Consider the following 16,399-nt stretch of genomic DNA (forward strand, 5'->3'; position numbering starts at 1 on the left):
GGGGTTCACGCCTGGAACAGGCGGTGGGTGGTGCGGGCGTGGCGCAGGGAGTGCTCCTCCACGAGGGGGGCGCTGCCGGCGGGGATGTCGCCCGGTTCGGTGAGCACCGCCAGGCGCGGCACCAGTTCCTCCACGAGGGGGTGCGCCGCCAGCGTCCAGGCGACGGTCTCCGCCGGGTCCAGCGGGTCCAGCTTGAGGGCGGCCGCGCCCAGGGTGGCGGCGTCCTCGTGCCCGCACAGCCGCACCAGGCGGGCCGCGTCCAGCCCGGCGAGGGCGGCGACCGCGCCCAGGACGAGCGGCCGCGGCGGGCGGCGCCCCAGCGCATCGAGGACGGTGGAGCCCGGCCACAACCGCTGCGCCAGGCGCAGGTAGCCGCGGCCCAGGGTGCGGGACGCCTCGCGCAGCGGGCCGCTCGCCGTGCGGGCGGCCCACGCCTGCTCCACGTCGCCGAACGCCACGTCGCCGGGTGCCGTGTCGAGGGCGCCGACGGCCAGGGCGCGGTACCGCGCCACGACCGCGGTGCCCGCCTCGACGGCGACGACGGTGGCCACCCGACCCCGCAGGAACGCGGGCACGTCCGCGGCGGTGAGGCCGCCGTGCGTCAGCGCGGGTTCCAGGCCGGCGGACTGGGTGTGCCCGCCCACGGGCAGGCGGGCGTCGGCCAGCAGAGCCAGCACGAGGTCGGGGGAGGGCTCGGGCATCAGAACAGCTGGTAGCGCTGCGCCAGCGGCAGTTCCGTGGCGGGCGCCGGTTCCACGAGTTCCCCGTCCACGGTGATCGCGAACGTCTCCGGGTCCACGCGGATGTCCGGCAGGGCGTCGTTGTGGACCATCTGCGCCTTGCCGACCGCGCGGGTGTCCCGCACGGCCTCCAGGCGCCTGCGCAGGCCGAGGCGGGCGGCGAGGCCGTCGTCCAGGGCGGCGGGCGCCACGAAGCTGACGGAGACGTCCGCGCCGTTCGGGTGCATCAGCGCCGGGCGCAGCAGCACCGGCTGCGGGGTGGGGATGGAGGCGTTCGGGTCGCCCAGGGCACCCAGCACCAGGGCGCCGCCCTTGAGGACCACCGAGGGGCGCACCCCGAAGAACGCCGGGTCCCACAGCACCAGGTCGGCCATCTTGCCGACCTCCACGGAACCGACGAGGTGGTCGACGCCGTGCGCGACCGCCGGGTTGATCGTGTACTTGGCGACGTAGCGGCGGGCGCGCTCGTTGTCCGCGGGGTGGTTCTCGCTCAGCCGCCCGCGGCGGTCCTTCATGACGTGCGCGACCTGCCAGGTGCGGGTGATCACCTCACCGATGCGGCCCATCGCCTGCGCGTCGGAGCTCGTGATGGACAGCGCGCCGAGGTCGTGCAGGACGTCCTCGGCGGCGATGGTCGTGGCGCGGATGCGCGACTCGGCGAACGCGAGGTCCTCCGGCACGCGCGGGTTCAGGTGGTGGCAGACGAGCAGCATGTCGAGGTGCTCGGGGACGGTGTTCACCGTGTGCGGCAGGGTGGGGTTCGTCGAGCCCGGCACCACGTGGGGCAGCCCCGCCACCGTGATGATGTCCGGGGCGTGCCCGCCGCCGGCACCCTCGGTGTGGAACGCGTGGATCGAGCGGCCCGCGATCGCGGCGATCGTGGAGTCGACGTACCCGGCCTCGTTGAGGGAGTCGGAGTGCAGGGCGACCTGCAGCCCGAACTCCTCCGCGGCGCGCAGCGCCGCGTCGATCGCGGCGGGCGTGGAACCCCAGTCCTCGTGGACCTTGTACCCGCCGGCGCCGGCCAGGGCCTGCTCGGCGAGGCCGGCCGCGCTGACGGTGTTGCCCTTGCCCAGCAGCAGGACGTTGACCGGCAGCGCGTCCAGCGCCCGGTGCGCGTGTTCCAGGTGCCAGGCGCCGGGGGTGACGGTGGTGGCCTTGGAGCCCTCGCTGGGGCCGGTGCCGCCACCGGCGATCGTCGTCAGCCCCGCGGCCAGCGCCTCGTGCACCTGGGAGGGGGAGATGAGGTGCACGTGGGTGTCGATGCCCCCGGCGGTGAGGATCTTCCGCTCGCCGGAGATCACGTCGGTGGACGGCCCGATCCGCAGCGCGGGGTGGACGCCGTCGGCGACGTCCGGGTTCCCGGCGCGGCCGATGCCGCAGATGCGCCCGTCCCGGATCCCGACGTCGGCGCGGAACACGCCGGTGTGGTCGAGCACGACGACGTTCGTGACGACGGTGTCCGGGGCGCCCTGGGCGCGGGTGGTGGTGCCCTGCGCCATGGACTCGCGGATCGACTTCCCGCCGCCGAAGACGGCCTCCTCGCCGCCGGCGGTGAGGTCGGCCTCCACCTCGATCCACAGGTCGGTGTCGCCCAGGCGCACCTGGTCGCCGGTTGTCGGCCCGTACAGGGCCGCGTAGGCGGCGCGGTCGATCCGGGTCACGTGCGGTTCAGCCATCGAGGGAACCCCCCTCTCCCAGGTGCGAACGGTCGGTGTGCAGGCCGGGCACGCGTCGCGCGCCGCGCAGCGCCACGGCCCGCACGGTCCGCGAGACGCCGGGCTCGAAGCGCACCGACGTGCCCGAGGGGACGTCGAGGCGGAAACCCCGGGCGGTGGCGCGGTCGAAGCGCAGCGCCGGGTTCGCGTCCGGCAGGTGCAGGTGCGAACCGATCTGCACGGGGCGGTCGCCGGTGTTCTCCACCACGAGCTCCAGCCGCTCGTGCTCGCCGCGGTCGGCGTTCAGCGCGATGCTGCCGGGACGCACCCGCACCTCGCCGGGGACCACCGCGCTCGTGGGGGCGTCGTCGGCGGAGGTGTCCTCGTCCTCCCCGCCGATCGGGTCGTGCAGCGTGACGAGCTTGCGGCCGTCGGGGAACGTCGCCTCGACCTGCACGTCGTGCAGCATCTCCGCCACCCCCGGCACCACCTGAGAGCGGGTCAGCACCCGCCGGCCGGACTCCATCAGCTCCGTCACCAGCGCACCCTCGCGGGCCCGCTCGACGACCCAGCAGCTCAGCAGGGCCACCGCCTCGGGGTGGTTGAGCTTCACGCCGCGCGACAGGCGGTCGCGGGCCACCATGCCCGCGACCGCCATCAGCAGCTTCTCGGTGTCCGCAGGGCTCAGGTGCACGCCGGACATCCTGCCGTGTCCGGGCCGCTGCCGTGCCGCTCCCTCACGACCGGGCGGGCAGCACGTGGTCGGCGACCTTGTCGGTGCTCAGGCACAGCGAGCACACGACGTCGTCGTGCGTGGCGCAGGCCGCCAGGTCGGGACGCTCGTAGTCCTGCCGGCACACGTGGCAGGTGAGGACCTCGCCGGAGGGGTTGCCGTCCGCGTCGAACATCGGCAGCGCGATGCCGTCGTCGTCGCGGCGCAGGTAGTACCGCCCGCGCGTGGCGATCGCCAGGGCGGGCGGGCAGACGACCGCCAGCACGATCGCGACGACGGGGGAGTACGGCTGGATGCCGGGGCCGAAGGCGCCGAAGAACACCGCGATCGACAGGCCCGCGGACAGCAGCACCGAGACGAACCCGACGGGGTTCACCGCGTACAGCATGCCGCGGCGGAACTCCGGCACCTTCGGGGAGATGCCCAGCAGGTGCTTGTTGACGACGATGTCGGTGGCGACCGTGATGACCCACGCCATCGCGCAGTTCGCGTAGAACCCCAGGATGGTGTTGAGGAAGTCGAACATGTTCGCCTCCATCAGCGTCAGCGCGATGACGAGGTTCACCACGACGAACACCATCCGGCCCGGGTACCGCTTGGTCACGCGGGTGAAGGAGTTCGTCCACGCCAGCGAGCCCGAGTAGGCGTTCGTCACGTTGATCTTGATCTGGCTGATGACGACGAGGACGACGGCCAGGGTCATCGCCAGCCAGCCCGGCATCATCTCCTCGTACACGCCGAGGAACTGGTGCACGGGCTCGTTCGCGGTGGCGGAGGCCTGCGGGTCGAGCGTGGCGATGAGGTAGACGGCGATGAACAGCCCGACGGCCTGCTTGATCGCGCCGAAGACGACCCAGCCGGGTCCGGCCATCACCACGGCCGTCCACCAGCGGCGGCTGTTCTCCGCGGTGCGCGGCGGCATGAACCGCAGGTAGTCGATCTGCTCGGCGATCTGCGCCATCAGGGACAGGCACACACCGGCGGCCAGGAGCACGGAGGCGACGCTCACCGACGAACCGCTGCCGTCGGCGCCCGTGTAGGCGAAGAAGTCGCCCACCGACTCCGGGTTCGCGATGACCAGGTAGGCGAACGGGATCACCATGAGCACCAGCCACAACGGCGTGGTCCACACCTGCAGCGTGGACAGCACCTTCATGCCGTACACCACGAGCGGGATGACGATGATGGTGGAGACCGCGTACCCCGCCCACAGCGGGACGCCCAGGCCCAGGTACAGGCCCTGCGCCATGATCGAGCCCTCGAGGGCGAAGAAGATGAACGTGAACGTCGCGAAAATGACGTTCGTCAGGACGGACCCGTAGTACCCGAAGCCCGATCCGCGGGTGATGAGGTCGAGGTCGATGTTGTAGCGGGCGGCGTAGTACGCCAGCGGGAAACCGCTGACGAAGATGACGACCGCCGCCACGGCGATGCCCAGCAGCGCGTTGACCGTCCCGTGGGCGATGCCGATGTTCGCGCCGATGGAGAAGTCGGCCAGGTAGGCGATGCCGCCGAGGGCCGAGGTCGCGACGACGCCCGGGGTCCAGCGGCGGTAGCTGCGCGGGGCGAACCGGAGCGTGTAGTCCTCCAGCGTCTCCGACGTCGCTGCGGTGGTGCTGGGGACGGTGGAGGTGCTCGTGCCGGTGGGCGGCGTGGCACCGGGGGCGTGCTGGCTCATCGCGGGCCTCTCGACGGGGAACCTTCCAGCTGGAAGGACTGCGACGCTAGGGGTGCGCCGACGGGCCCGGCAAACCTCCAGGGGGGTTCTCGACAGCTTTTTACGGCCGTGAAACACGCCGGAAACACAGCGGGTCGCGGGGAGGTCGCGGTCAGCCGGAAGCGCCCGGCGGGCCGCCGGTGCCGCTCACCCTGGCGAGCACGTCGAAGCCCACCCCGTCCGCGAGCGCGACGTGCACCGGGTGCCCGGCGACCCCGCGCCGAAGCTGCACCGTCCCGTGCGGGGAGTCCCACGCCGCCCCGGCCAGCGCGCGCCGCACGTGCTGCACCCCCGGGCGGTCCCCGCCGCCCAGTCCGGCCAGCAGGCGCACCGCCGAGTACGTCGCCTCGGCCATCGTCCCGGGCGCGGGCGCGGTGGGGGCCCCGACGGGACCGGCGCCGGCCAGCAGGTCGAAGGCCGTGGCGAAGCCCCGGGAGAACTCCGCGGCCGAGGCGCCGGGCAGCCCGGCGAACCAGCCCGCGGAGGCGAACAGGCCGCGCGTGGCGTCCGGACCGCTGGCCAGCAGCATCGTCTCGTCCATGAAGGGGCTGAACCGGGACATCGCCGCGTCCAGGCCGGCGGCGGCGAAGGCCCGGTTGAAGCGCACCCCGTCGGTGCCGACCAGCAGCATGAGGACCCCGTCGGCGCCGCTGCGCGCGCACGCGTCCACGGCCGCCCGCCAGGTCGCCTCGTCGTCGCAGCCCAGCGGCACGAAGCGGCTGCCGGTCAGCGCCGTGCCGCCCGCCGCCAGCGCCCGCGCCACCCGGCGCGCGGTGGCGCGCGGCCAGACGTAGTCGTCGCCGACGACGAACCAGCGGCGCAGCCCGGCCTGCTCGCCCAGCCAGCGCAGGGCGGCGACCACCTGCTCGCCGGGCAGCTCCCCGCTGCACAGCACCCCGTCGTGCCGCTCGCCGCCCTCGTAGGCGGTGGCGTACACGTACGGCACGCGCCCGGCCACCGCGGGCGCCACCGCCCGGCGCACCGTCGACAGGTGCCAGCCGGTCACCGCGTCGACCGCGCCGGTGCCCACCAGGGCTGCCACCTCCCGGGCCACCGCTGCGGGCTCCGCGCCCGCGTCGACGTCCACGAGCTCCAGGCGCCGGCCGCCGACACCGCCGTCGCGCTCGACCTCGGCGGCGGCCAGTTCCGCGGCGGCGCGGCAGGCAGGCCCGAACATCCCCGACGGCCCCCGCCGGGGCAGCAGCAGCGCCACGCGGTACGTGCCCGGTGCGGGGCGCGGACCCTCTGCCATGCTGGGCACGATCCCACACCCGCCCCGCGCGGGTGCCCCTGCGGACGGAGCCCCGCGTGAGCGCATCGGACGTGCTGAGGACCCTGCGGCTGGCCGCCCTGGCGGAGGACCGCCTCGCCGGGGCCCTGCGCGAGCACGGCCTGACGGTGGACCGCTGGCGGGTGCTGGAGCACGTGGTGGCGAACCCGGGGACCTCGATGACGGACGTCGCCGCCGCGCTGGTGATGGCCCCGGCCACCGCGACCCGTGCCGTCGACGCCCTCGTGGAGACCGGTGCGGTGTACCGGGCGGTCGACCCCGCCGACCGCCGCAGGGTGGTGCTGCACCCCACGGCGACCGGTGCCGCTCTCCTCGACGGGGTGCGCCCGGGCGCGGCGGCCGTGGCGGCGGAGCTGGCCCTCGCCGATCAGGCGGCCAGCGCCACCCCCGGTCGCACCAGGGCGATGAGCGGGCGCACCAGCAGCTGACCCGGCAGCCCGAAGCGGCCCGCGTGCAGGGCCCGCACCACGTGGCGCGGCGGCAGGCGGCGGGACAGGACCACGCCGGCGAGCAGGGCGGAGACCACCGAGCAGACGACGACGGAGGGCTGCGCCGTGGCCAGGCCGTACACGGTCCACAGCGTCGCAGACACCTGCGTGAGCACGTAGGTGCCCGGCGCCAGGCCGGTCAGCGAGCCGCTGCCGAAGGCGGTGCGCACCTGCGGCACCATCCGCACCAGAGAGACGGCGGTGGCGAGCGCGCCGACGAGGGCGGCGCCGCCGGCCGTGTGCGCCGCGAAGACCGCGGGGACCCAGGCGGCCACGGCGGCCAGGCCCCGGGACAGCGGCACGCCCAGGCGGCGGGCGGCCAGCACGGCGGTGGCCGCGGCGCACGCCAGGCCGGGGACGTTCCCGAGGAGCTGGGCGGGGTCCATCAGCAGCAGGCCGTAGGTCAGCCAGGTGCCCGCGCCGAGCACGCCGAGGACCGAGGAGGAGAAGGACAGGCCGCTGGCGTCCGGCGACCGGACGAGGTGGACGAGCTGCGGGACGCCGGTGACGATGCCGACCGAGGCGGCGAGCAGGCCGAGCGAGGAGATGAGGGCGTCGAGGGGCACGTGCCTGTTCTTCGTCCAGGCCCCCACCCCGACTTGACGGCACGCCCCCCGTCCGCGGGTGTGCGACGCGTCACACTTTCATCGACCCGTCGTGTTCGTCTGGTAATCCACCGCGTAGCGGTTCCCGAGCGCTCCGTGAACCGTTCAGCGTCGTGAGCTGTCCCGGTCCGCGGTGACGCCGCCCAGCCGATCGCCGGCGGAGCTTCGCGAGCCGTCCTGCGAGCCGTCCCGCGCACCGGCGCGGGGGGCCTGCCGGGGCAGCGGTGTGCCGGTCTCCACCCGCACCCGGGGCAGCGCCTGCGGGTGCTCCCGCTGCAGCCAGCCCACCAGCTCCTCGCGCACCGCGCAGCGCAGGTCGAACAGCTGCCCGCCGGAGTTCGCGCTCACCAGCACCCGGAACGTCACGAAGGAGTTCTTCGCGTCGAGCACCTGCAGGCCGAGGGCCTTGCCGTTCCACAGCGGGTGCTCGTGCACGAACCGCTCCGCGTGCTCGCGCACGGCACCCACCGGCACGCGCCAGTCCACGTCGAACTCCACGGTGCCGATGACGTCCGCGGAGTTGCGGGTCCAGTTCTCGAACGGGGTGGTCGTGAAGTACGTCGACGGCAGGATCAGCCGCCGCTTGTCCCACACCCGCACCACCACGTACGTCAGCGTGATGTCCTCGACGTTGCCCCACTCGCCCTCGATGACGACGACGTCGTCGACGCGCAGGCCGTCGGTGAACGCGATCTGCAGGCCCGCGAACACGTTCGCCAGCGACGTCTGCGCCGCCAGGCCGGCGACCACCGACAGCAGACCGGCCGAGGCCAGCACGCTCGCACCCGCGGCCCGCGCCCCCGGGATGGTCAGCAGCATCGAGGCGGCTGCCACGACGATGACGAGGACGACGACGACCCGCTTCAGGAGCGTGACCTGGGTGCGCCGCTGGCGCGCGCGCCGGTTGTCCTCCACGTCGATGGGGTACCGGCGCAGCACCACGTCCTGCACGGCGTTCGCGGCGACGACGGCCAGCCACGCCACGAACGCCACCGTCAGCAGCTTCAGCACGAAGAAGGTGGGTGGTCGCCAGTCCGCTTCCCCGGTGTAGATGTTCAGCGACACCTGCACGGCCACGATCGCCAGCAGCCCGGCCAGCGGCCGGCGCACCCGTCGGCCGAGCGTGACGAGGATGGGGCGGCGGTGACCCAGCCGGCGCACGGCGAAGGCCGCCAGCTCGCCGAGCAGGACCGCGACGGCAGCGGAGGCGGCTGCGACGGCCAGGGTCAGCCACACCGAGTGGCTGATCGTCGGGAGGGCGGAACTGAGGGATGAGGCCACTTCAGGCGGCTCCTGCGGATCGGTGGCGGGGACGTCGGCGTCCGTCGGACCTCCTCCACGCTAGGTCAGCCCGCGGGCGTCGGCAGCGCCGGAGCGCGCCGCGGGGCCATCCGCACCGGGCCTTCACAACCCCTCACCCGTCCGGTCCCACCCCGGCTGCGGTGCGTGCGGCAGTGCTCACGCCAGGGGGCTCACGCCAGGGGGCTCACGCCAGGGGGCTCACGCCAGGGGGCTCACGCGAGGCGGCTCACGCGAGGGGGCTCACGCGGGCAGCCAGCTCACCCGTCCCACCAGCAGCGCGTACCCGACGAAGGCCGCCACGTCGATCAGGGTGTGCGCGACCACCAGGGGCATCGCCCGCCCCCAGCGCTGGTACACCCAGCCGAAGACCACCCCCATCGCCACGTTCCCGACGAACCCGCCCAGCCCCTGGTACAGGTGGTACGAGCCGCGCAGCACCGCGCTGACCACCAGCGCCGGCAGCCACCGCACCCCCAGCTGGGCCAGCCGGTGCAGCAGGTACCCGGCGACCAGCACCTCCTCCAGGACCCCGTTCTCCGCGGCCGCCAGCACGGAGATCGGCACCGCCCACCACACGTCCGGCAGCGTGGAGGCCGCCACGTTGGTGTTGAACCCCGCGGTGCGGGCGCTCACGTACAGCACCAGCCCGCACCCGCCGATCAGCGCCGCCAGGCCCACCCCGCCCAGCAGGTCCCGGCCCGGCCTGCGCCCGTCCACGCCCAGCGTGCGCAGCGACTGACCGCCGCGCGTCAGCAGGTACGCCACCAGCAGCACCGGCGCCAGGCCCGAGGCGATCGACACGAGCTGCAGCGCCAGGTCCAGCCACGGCCGGTCCGGGGCGTAGCTGCCCAGCACCGTCGACGTCTGGGCGTTCAGCGCCTCCGGAGCGGTCACCAGGCCGATGAAGCGCACCAGCGCCCGCACCCCGCTCATGCCGAGCGAGACGGCGAAGACCGCCACGACCTCCCACACGATCAGGCGGCGCTCGCGCGGGTCGGTCACGACCGCGGGCACCGCGGCGCGGGTGCCCGCCGGGCGGGTCCTCACCAGCGGGTCCTCACGGGGCGGTCGGCTGCTCGGGCGCCGGCAGGCCCAGGTGCGCCAGCGCAGCGGCGTGCAGGTGCCCGTTGCTGGCGACGGCGTCCCCGCCGTGCGGGCCGTCCACGCCGGCGCGGGAGGTGAAGCGGCCCCCCGCCTCGGTGACGATCGGCACCAGCGCCGCCATGTCGTGCAGCGCCAGCTCCGGTTCGGCGGCCACGTCCACCGCCCCCTCCGCCAGCAGCATGTACGACCAGAAGTCGCCGAAGGCGCGGGTGCGCCACGCCGCCCGGGAGAGCGCCAGGAAGCCGTCCAGGCTGCCGGTGGCCTCCCACCCGTCCAGGGAGGAGTAGGAGAACGACGCGTCCGCCAGGTCGGTGACGCCGCTGACGGAGATGCGGGTCGCCGTGGACAGGCTGCGGCCCGTCCACGCCCCCGAGCCCTGCGCCGCCCACCAGCGGCGCTGCAGCGCCGGCGCCGACACCAGCCCCAGCACCGGCTCGCCGTCGTCCAGCAGGGCGATGAGCGTCGCCCACACCGGCACTCCCCGCACGAAGTTCTTCGTGCCGTCGATCGGGTCCACCACCCACCGGCGCGAGCCGTGCCCGACCAGCCCGAACTCCTCGCCCAGCACCGCGTCCCGGGGGCGGGTGCGCTTGAGCTGGGAGCGGATCAGCTCCTCCGCGCCCCGGTCGGCGTCGGTGACCGGCGTCAGGTCCGGCTTCGTCTCCACCGCGAGGTCCTGCGCCCGGAAGCGGTCCATCGTCACGCCGTCCACCTGGTCGGCGATCACGTGCGCCAGGCGCAGGTCGTCGTCGTAGCGGGGCCGGGTCGCCGGGGACGGCGCGGGGGAGGAGGAGGTGGGGGGCACGGGCCGAACCTACCGCCGCCCCCGCGCGCACCCCCGGCGACGCGCGCCCGGGACCTCCGGCCCGTCCAGCCCGCTCCCAGGTGCGCCGAGGATGCTGTGAGGACGCCCGGCACCGGCCGGGCGCCGACCGGACGAGCACGGAGGAGCGATGGCCGGCACCAGCGCGGCGGCGCAGCAGCACCGGGACGAGCCCGGCGACGAGCACCTCGACGAGCAGGGCGGGCAGCACCTGTCCCACCTGCCGGTCTCCCCGCGCGCACGGGGCCTGCTGCTGGCCCTGGGCGGGGCGATCGGCCTCCTGGCCTCGATGGTCCTCACCGTCGAGCGCTTCCGGCTGGCCACCGACCCCGGCTACCGGCCCAGCTGCAGCGTCAACCCCTTCATCTCCTGCCAGACGGTCATGGAGAGCGCCCAGGCGGAGCTGTTCGGCTTCCCCAACCCGCTGCTCGGCATCGCGGCCTTCGCCGTCACCGCCACCCTCGGAGTGCTGCTGCTGTCCGGCACCGCGCTGCCGCGCCGGGTGGAGCGCGGTCTGCTGGCGGGCCTGGCGCTGGGGATGGTGTTCGTCGGCTGGCTGGTCGCCGCGGCCCTGTTCACCATCCACGCCCTGTGCCCGTACTGCATGGTCGTGTGGGTGGTGGTGGTCACGACCTTCTGGGTCTCGCTGGCCGACGCCCTGGACCGCGGGCTGGTCCCCGTGCCGCGGCCGCTGCGGCCCGTGGCGCGCGCCGTCGTCGACTTCCGGGCGCTGCTGGTCGTGCTGACCCTGGCCGCGGTCGCCGTGCTGGTCGGCGTGTCCTTCTGGGACTACTGGGTCACGCTGCTCTGAGCGGTGCCCCCGGCCCGGGCAGCGCGACCCGCGCCGCCCGGGCCGGTCGTGTCAGTCCCGGTCGTGCGCGTGGTCGCGGTCCCGCTCACGGGGGCGCTCGTCCTCGCGCTCCTCGCCGCGGCGCGCGGACAGCAGCCGCCGGAACGAGGCCAGCCGGGCCGGGCCCGCGGTGCCCGCGCGCCCGGAGGCGACCCACTCGTCCAGGGCGCACTCGTCCTCGTCGTGGGTGCACCCGCGCGGGCACCCCTCCTCTCCCGCCGCCAGGTCGGGGAAGGCGCTCAGCACCGCCTCCGGGTCCACGTGCGCCAGGCCGAACGAGCGCACCCCCGGGGTGTCCACGACCCAGCCGTCGCCGCCGGGCAGGCGCAGCGCCGCCATCGAGGTGGAGGTGTGCCGGCCGCGGCCGGTGACGGCGTTGACGTGACCCGTGGCGCGCCCGGCGTCCGGCACGAGGGCGTTGACGAGGGTGGACTTGCCCACCCCCGAGTGCCCCACGAGCACGCTGGTGCGCCCGCGCAGCCGCTCGAGCACCTCCTCCAGGCCCACCAGCTCCCCGGCGGGGCCGCGGGAGGTCACCACCGCGTCCAGGCCCAGCGGCGCCCACGTCGAGAGCACCTCCTGCGCCGGGCGCAGGTCGCCCTTCGTCAGGCACAGCAGCGGGCGCATGCCCGCCACGTACGCCGCCACCAGGCAGCGGTCCACCATGCGCGCGCGCGGCTCCGGGTCGGCCACCGCCGTGACCACCACCAGCTGGTCGGCGTTGGCGACGACGACGCGCTCCACCGGGTCGGTGTCGTCGGCGGTGCGCCGCAGCACCGTGCGGCGCTCGTCGATGCGCACGATCCTCGCCAGGGTGTCGGTGCGCCCGGACGTGTCGCCCACCAGGCCCACCCGGTCGCCGACGACGACGCCGGTGCGGCCCAGCTCCCGCGCCCGCATCGCCGTCACCGCCCGCTCCGCGGGCGTGCCCGGCTCGGCCAGGCACGTGGACCGGCCCCGGTCCACCGCCACCACCAGGGCGGGCACGGCGTCCGCGTGCGCGGGACGCTCCTTGGTGCGCGGGCGCGAGCCGCGCGGGTTCGGCCGGACGCGGACGTCGTCCTCGTCCCACCGGCGGCGGCGGTCGCTCACGTCAGCCTCACCTGCTCACCCGTCCTCACTCGCCCCGCAGCATGGCCGCCCACATGCCGGGGAAGTCCGGCAGCGTCTTGCCGGTGGTGGCGACGTCCTCCACGAGCACGCCCTCCACGGCCAGGCCGATCACGGCCCCGGCGGTGGCCATGCGGTGGTCGGCGTACGTGCGGAACACCCCGCCGTGCAGCGGGCGGGGCCGGATGAGCAGCCCGTCGGCGGTCTCCTCCGCGTCCCCGCCCAGGGAGTTCAGCTCGGTGGCCAGGGCGGCGAGACGGTCCGTCTCGTGCCCGCGCAGGTGCGCGATGCCGCGCAGCCGCGTCGGGGTGGACGCCAGCGCCGCCAGCGCCGCGACCACGGGCGTGAGCTCGCCCGCGTCGCTCAGGTCCAGGTCCAGGCCGTACAGCTCGCCGCTGCCCTCCACCACGAGGCCGTCGCGGTCCAGGGAGACCTCGGCGCCCATCTGGTCCAGCACGTCGCGCAGCAGGTCGCCGGCCTGGGTGGTCGACTGCGGCCAGCCCGGCACCCGCACCCGCCCGCCGGCGGCGGCGGCCGCGGCCAGGAACGGGCCGGCGTTGGACAGGTCCGGCTCCACCTGCACGTCCAGGGCGTTGACCTCCCCGGGCTCGACGGCCCAGCGGCCCGGGGTGGCGTCGTCGACCACGACACCCGCGTCGCGCAGCACCTCCACGGTCATCCGCACGTGGGGGGCGCTGGGCAGCGGCGGGCCGTCGTGCACGACCTCCAGCCCCTCGCGGCAGCTCGCCCCCACCAGCAGCAGCGCGGAGACGAACTGGCTGGAGCCGGAGGCGTCGATGCGCACCGGGCCGCCGCGCAGGCCGCCGGCGGGCCCGCGCACGCTGAACGGCAGCAGGCCCCGCCCGCCGTCGTCGACGACGGCGCCCAGCTGGCGCAGGCCGTCCAGCACCGCACCCATGGGGCGCTCGCGGGCGCGCGCGTCGCCGTCGAACGCCACCGGCTCGGCGGCCAGCGCGGCCACCGGCGGCAGGAAGCGCATCACGGTGCCCGCCAGGCCGCAGTCCACGCGGCCGCCCCCGGTGACCGGCCCGGGCTGCACCAGCCAGTCGCCGGCCGCCAGGCCCTCCGGGTCGTCCTCGGCGCCGCCCTCGGTGATGCGGGCGCCCAGGGCGCGCAGGCCGGCCACCATGAGGGTCGTGTCGCGCGAGACGAGGGGGGCGCGCAGCAGGGAGGGGCGCTCGGCGAGCGCGGCCACCACGAGGTAGCGGTTCGTCAGCGACTTCGAGCCGGGCACGGGGACCACGGCGTCCAGCGGGCCCGTCGCACGGGGGGCGGGCCACAGCTCGGGCGTGGGCCGGCTCGGTCGTGACGGGGGGACGGCGTCGGCTGTCGTCGGGCTCACGCGGGCATCCTCGCAGCAACCCCCGACGGTCCTCGACCTGCGGGCCGGGACCGCCGGGGGCGGCGGGGTGGGGGACCGCCGGGGGCGGCGGGGTGGGGGAGCGCCGGGGCTCAGGCGACCTTCGTGGCCGCCAGGCGCTTCGCGTCGCGGCCGGCGCGGCCCGCGCGCCAGGCCAGGCCCGGCTTGCCGGCGGTGTCCACCGCCCCGAGCAGCGCCGCGCCCAGCAGGCCGACGTCCTTCAGGAAGTCGCCCAGCACCTCCTGGCGCACCGAGCGGTCCTTCTCCGTCCAGAACGGGTGCGCCACGTACGCGGTGGGCGCGGTGGTGGCCGCCAGCACGGCCGCGGACAGCCGCGGGGCGCGGCCCAGGCCGAAGAGGACGCCGGCGGCGGCCATGGCGGCCCCGTTCAGGCGCACCAGCTGCACCGGGTCCTGCGGCAGGTGCAGCGGCCCGGCGACCCGCTCGGCGACCGGCTCGGCGGCCGGGGCGAGGTCGGCGGCGCCGCGCACCTGGTCGATGCCGGTCTTGATGAAGACCGCGGCGAGCATCGGTCGGGCCACACGTCGCACCAGAGTCATGGGAGTTGCCTACCGCACCGGCGTCGCGCGCGCACCCGCCGGGGTGGTCGCCGCGCCGTGTCGGGACCGCGTGCCAGGGTGGCACCCGTGTGCGGTCGGTACGCCCTGCGGCGGGACGTGGACGAGCTGGTGGCGGAGTTCGAGGTCGAGGAGGTGGCCCTCGGCCCCGGCGGGTTCGCCCGTCCTCCAACGTGGCGCCCACGAGCAGCCCGCCGGTGGTCCTGGAGCGCTTCCGCAGGGGCGAGCCCGACGCCCCGCCGGCCCGCTCGCTGCGGTCGCTGCGCTGGGGGCTGGTCCCGTCCTGGGCGAAGGACGCCTCCGGCGGCCCGCGGGCGCTGAACGCCCGCGCCGAGACGCTGCTGGAGAAGCCGTCCTTCGCGCAGGCCGCGCTGGCCCGCCGCTGCCTGGTGCCGGCCGACGCCTGGTACGAGTGGCAGGTCAGCCCCGTGGCGCGCGACGGGGCGGGCGGGCCCCGCAAGCAGCCCTTCGCGGTGCGCGCCGCCGACGGTTCCGTGCTGTCCCTGGCGGGCGTCTACGAGTTCTGGCAGGACCCGGCGGCGGCGCCCGGCGACCCCGCCCGCTGGCTGGTCACCTTCGCGGTGGTCACCACCGCCGCCGAGCCCGGCCTGGACCGGCTGCACGAGCGGATGCCGCTGCTCGTGCCGCGGGACCTGCGCGACGCCTGGCTGGACCCCACCCTCGACGACGCCGAGGACGTCGCCGCGCTGCTGGCCGCGGTGCCGCGCGACCAGTTCGCCACGGCCCTGACCGCGCACCCGGTGCCGCGCGCGGTGGGCGACGTGCGCCAGGACGGCCCGCACCTGCTCGAGGAGGTGCCCGAGGCCGAGCTCGAGGGCGTCGTGGACCTGCGCACCGGGCAGCTCACCGGGGCGTGAACCGGGGCGCGGACCGGGGCGCGGGCGGCCCGGTCGCGCGCCCGGGGACGGAATGGGCCCGCCGCGGGGGGCGTTGTCGCGGGCATGCTGGTGGTAGAGACGACCGGTGCCCGCACCGGGCCCCGCCGTTCGGCCGGGCCCCCGGGCCGCCGGGACGAACGGCGCCCGACGGGCGTGCTGAGCGCCCGGCGCGGTGAGGGCCTAGGCTCGTTCCCGATGACCGAACAGACCTCGAGGGCGCCCTCGGAGGAGACCGCGGACGAACGGGCCGCGCGCTTCGAGCGCGACGCGCTGCCCTTCCTCGACCAGCTCTACTCCGCGGCGCTGCGCATGACGCGCAACCCCTCCGACGCCGAGGACCTCGTCCAGGACGCCTTCGCCAAGGCCTACGCGGCGTTCCACCAGTACGCGCCGGGCACGAACCTGAAGGCCTGGCTGTACCGGATCCTGACGAACACGTACATCAACACCTACCGCAAGAAGCAGCGCGAGCCGCAGCAGTCGCACTCGGACGAGATCGAGGACTGGCAGCTGGCGCGGGCGGAGTCGCACACCTCCTCCGGGCTGCGCTCGGCGGAGACCGAGGCGCTCGACCACCTGCCGGACACCGACGTCAAGCGCGCGCTGCAGCAGGTGCCGGAGGACTTCCGCATGGCGGTGTACCTCGCCGACGTGGAGGGCTTCGCCTACAAGCAGATCGCCGAGATCATGGGCACCCCCATCGGGACCGTGATGTCGCGCCTGCACCGGGGCCGGCGCCAGCTGCGCGAGCTGCTGCGCGACTACGCCGTCGATCGCGGCGTGTCGGGTGCCGCGCGCGAGACGGAGGTGGCGAAGTGAGCGGTCAACAGAAGCGCGAGGTCGCCGGGCCCGGCCAGGAGTGCCGCGAGGTCCTCGAGCGGGCCTTCGAGTACCTCGACGGCGAGATGGCCGACCTCGACTGCGAACGGCTCCGGGCCCACCTGGAGGAGTGCGCGAGCTGCGTGGAGCAGATCGCCGAGGACGAGAAGCTCAAGCGGGCCATCCGCGACGGCTGCCCGTGCGAGACCGCACCGACGCAGCTGCGGGCGCGCATCCTCGTGCACATCACCGAGGTGAGCGCCGTGGCGCGCTGAGCGCCCGGACGTGACGAGGGGCCCCN

17 protein-coding genes are annotated in these 16,399 nt (G+C 75.5%); 5 read left to right on the forward strand and 12 right to left on the reverse strand.

Annotated features, from left to right (window positions below; translation table 11 throughout):
• Positions 1 to 5: 5 nt before the first annotated feature.
• From MN205_RS12105 to MN205_RS12125, 5 genes are all read right to left on the reverse strand, one after another.
• A complete protein-coding gene (locus tag MN205_RS12105; protein WP_242127566.1) occupies positions 6 to 701 on the reverse strand; it encodes an urease accessory protein UreF in 696 nt (231 codons plus the stop codon).
• Complete coding sequence (locus tag MN205_RS12110) at positions 701 to 2,419, reverse strand: urease subunit alpha (protein WP_255819191.1); 1,719 nt, start codon at positions 2,417 to 2,419, stop codon at positions 701 to 703. The genes MN205_RS12105 and MN205_RS12110 overlap by 1 nt, the downstream gene beginning before the upstream one ends.
• A complete protein-coding gene (locus MN205_RS12115; protein ID WP_242127568.1) occupies positions 2,412 to 3,092 on the reverse strand; it encodes an urease subunit gamma in 681 nt (226 codons plus the stop codon). Before MN205_RS12115 ends, MN205_RS12110 begins: the two co-directional genes overlap by 8 nt.
• A 43-nt stretch (positions 3,093 to 3,135) precedes the next feature.
• Positions 3,136 to 4,809: a cytosine permease gene (locus MN205_RS12120; protein ID WP_242127570.1), complete on the reverse strand. Its 1,674-nt coding sequence runs from the start codon at positions 4,807 to 4,809 to the stop codon at positions 3,136 to 3,138.
• Positions 4,810 to 4,960: 151 nt separating this feature from the next.
• A complete protein-coding gene (locus MN205_RS12125; RefSeq protein ID WP_242127572.1) occupies positions 4,961 to 6,100 on the reverse strand; it encodes an ABC transporter substrate-binding protein in 1,140 nt (379 codons plus the stop codon).
• A gap of 56 nt (positions 6,101 to 6,156) precedes the next feature.
• Between MN205_RS12125 and MN205_RS12130 the strand changes: the two genes are divergently transcribed.
• Positions 6,157 to 6,567, forward strand: a complete 411-nt coding sequence (locus tag MN205_RS12130) for a MarR family winged helix-turn-helix transcriptional regulator (RefSeq protein WP_242127574.1) — start codon at positions 6,157 to 6,159, stop codon at positions 6,565 to 6,567.
• Here MN205_RS12130 and MN205_RS12135 read toward each other — a convergent pair.
• The 4 genes from MN205_RS12135 to hisN form a co-directional block, all read right to left on the reverse strand.
• The gene (locus MN205_RS12135) at positions 6,507 to 7,193 is read right to left on the reverse strand and encodes a SemiSWEET family transporter (RefSeq protein ID WP_242127576.1); all 687 of its coding nucleotides are present in this window, start codon (positions 7,191 to 7,193) and stop codon (positions 6,507 to 6,509) included. The genes MN205_RS12130 and MN205_RS12135 overlap by 61 nt on opposite strands.
• Before the next feature lie 144 nt (positions 7,194 to 7,337).
• On the reverse strand, positions 7,338 to 8,513 hold the full coding sequence (locus MN205_RS12140; protein ID WP_242127578.1) for a mechanosensitive ion channel family protein: 1,176 nt from the start codon (positions 8,511 to 8,513) through the stop codon (positions 7,338 to 7,340).
• A 261-nt stretch (positions 8,514 to 8,774) separates the two neighbouring features.
• Complete coding sequence (locus MN205_RS12145) at positions 8,775 to 9,581, reverse strand: CPBP family intramembrane glutamic endopeptidase (protein ID WP_242127580.1); 807 nt, start codon at positions 9,579 to 9,581, stop codon at positions 8,775 to 8,777.
• Positions 9,582 to 9,591: 10 nt separating this feature from the next.
• Positions 9,592 to 10,443, reverse strand: a complete 852-nt coding sequence (hisN, locus tag MN205_RS12150; RefSeq protein WP_242127582.1) for a histidinol-phosphatase — start codon at positions 10,441 to 10,443, stop codon at positions 9,592 to 9,594.
• Positions 10,444 to 10,591: 148 nt separating this feature from the next.
• On the opposite strand from hisN, the gene MN205_RS12155 reads away from it, so the two are divergent.
• The gene (locus MN205_RS12155) at positions 10,592 to 11,272 is read left to right on the forward strand and encodes a vitamin K epoxide reductase family protein (RefSeq protein ID WP_242127584.1); all 681 of its coding nucleotides are present in this window, start codon (positions 10,592 to 10,594) and stop codon (positions 11,270 to 11,272) included.
• A 51-nt stretch (positions 11,273 to 11,323) separates the two neighbouring features.
• Here MN205_RS12155 and rsgA read toward each other — a convergent pair whose 3' ends face one another.
• The 3 genes from rsgA to MN205_RS12170 form a co-directional block, all read right to left on the reverse strand.
• Positions 11,324 to 12,403 carry a ribosome small subunit-dependent GTPase A gene (gene rsgA / locus MN205_RS12160; protein ID WP_242127586.1) on the reverse strand — a complete coding sequence of 360 codons (1,080 nt, stop codon included), beginning with the start codon at positions 12,401 to 12,403 and terminating at the stop codon, positions 11,324 to 11,326.
• 25 nt (positions 12,404 to 12,428) lie between these two features.
• Positions 12,429 to 13,784 (reverse strand): 3-phosphoshikimate 1-carboxyvinyltransferase, encoded by a 1,356-nt coding sequence (gene aroA / locus MN205_RS12165; RefSeq protein WP_242127588.1) that lies wholly within the window; start codon positions 13,782 to 13,784, stop codon positions 12,429 to 12,431.
• Between the two features lie 110 nt (positions 13,785 to 13,894).
• Positions 13,895 to 14,362, reverse strand: coding sequence for a DoxX family protein (locus MN205_RS12170; protein WP_242127590.1), 468 nt, complete (start codon positions 14,360 to 14,362; stop codon positions 13,895 to 13,897).
• 215 nt (positions 14,363 to 14,577) lie between these two features.
• Here MN205_RS12170 and MN205_RS12175 point away from each other — a divergent pair, with 215 nt between their 5' ends.
• From MN205_RS12175 to rsrA, 3 genes are all read left to right on the forward strand, one after another.
• Positions 14,578 to 15,258 (forward strand): SOS response-associated peptidase, encoded by a 681-nt coding sequence (locus MN205_RS12175; RefSeq protein WP_242127592.1) that lies wholly within the window; start codon positions 14,578 to 14,580, stop codon positions 15,256 to 15,258.
• An 84-nt stretch (positions 15,259 to 15,342) separates the two neighbouring features.
• Positions 15,343 to 16,098 (forward strand): sigma-70 family RNA polymerase sigma factor, encoded by a 756-nt coding sequence (locus MN205_RS12180; protein ID WP_374115921.1) that lies wholly within the window; start codon positions 15,343 to 15,345, stop codon positions 16,096 to 16,098.
• Positions 16,095 to 16,373 carry a mycothiol system anti-sigma-R factor gene (gene rsrA / locus MN205_RS12185; RefSeq protein WP_242127596.1) on the forward strand — a complete coding sequence of 93 codons (279 nt, stop codon included), beginning with the start codon at positions 16,095 to 16,097 and terminating at the stop codon, positions 16,371 to 16,373. Before MN205_RS12180 ends, rsrA begins: the two co-directional genes overlap by 4 nt.
• The last annotated feature ends 26 nt before the right edge of the window (positions 16,374 to 16,399 follow it).

It is taken from the genome of Kineococcus sp. TRM81007 (genome assembly GCF_022669155.1).
GTDB lineage: Bacteria > Actinomycetota > Actinomycetes > Actinomycetales > Kineococcaceae > Kineococcus.

Coding starts and splice junctions, on each gene's coding strand:
- MN205_RS12125 (WP_242127572.1), bottom strand. CDS start 6,100: ATGGCAGAGGGTCCGCGCCCCGCACCGGGCACGTACCGCGTGGCGCTG.
- MN205_RS12110 (WP_255819191.1), bottom strand. CDS start 2,419: ATGGCTGAACCGCACGTGACCCGGATCGACCGCGCCGCCTACGCGGCC.
- MN205_RS12120 (WP_242127570.1), bottom strand. CDS start 4,809: ATGAGCCAGCACGCCCCCGGTGCCACGCCGCCCACCGGCACGAGCACC.
- MN205_RS12105 (WP_242127566.1), bottom strand. CDS start 701: ATGCCCGAGCCCTCCCCCGACCTCGTGCTGGCTCTGCTGGCCGACGCC.
- MN205_RS12155 (WP_242127584.1), top strand. CDS start 10,592: ATGGCCGGCACCAGCGCGGCGGCGCAGCAGCACCGGGACGAGCCCGGC.
- MN205_RS12180 (WP_374115921.1), top strand. CDS start 15,343: ATGCTGGTGGTAGAGACGACCGGTGCCCGCACCGGGCCCCGCCGTTCG.
- MN205_RS12170 (WP_242127590.1), bottom strand. CDS start 14,362: ATGACTCTGGTGCGACGTGTGGCCCGACCGATGCTCGCCGCGGTCTTC.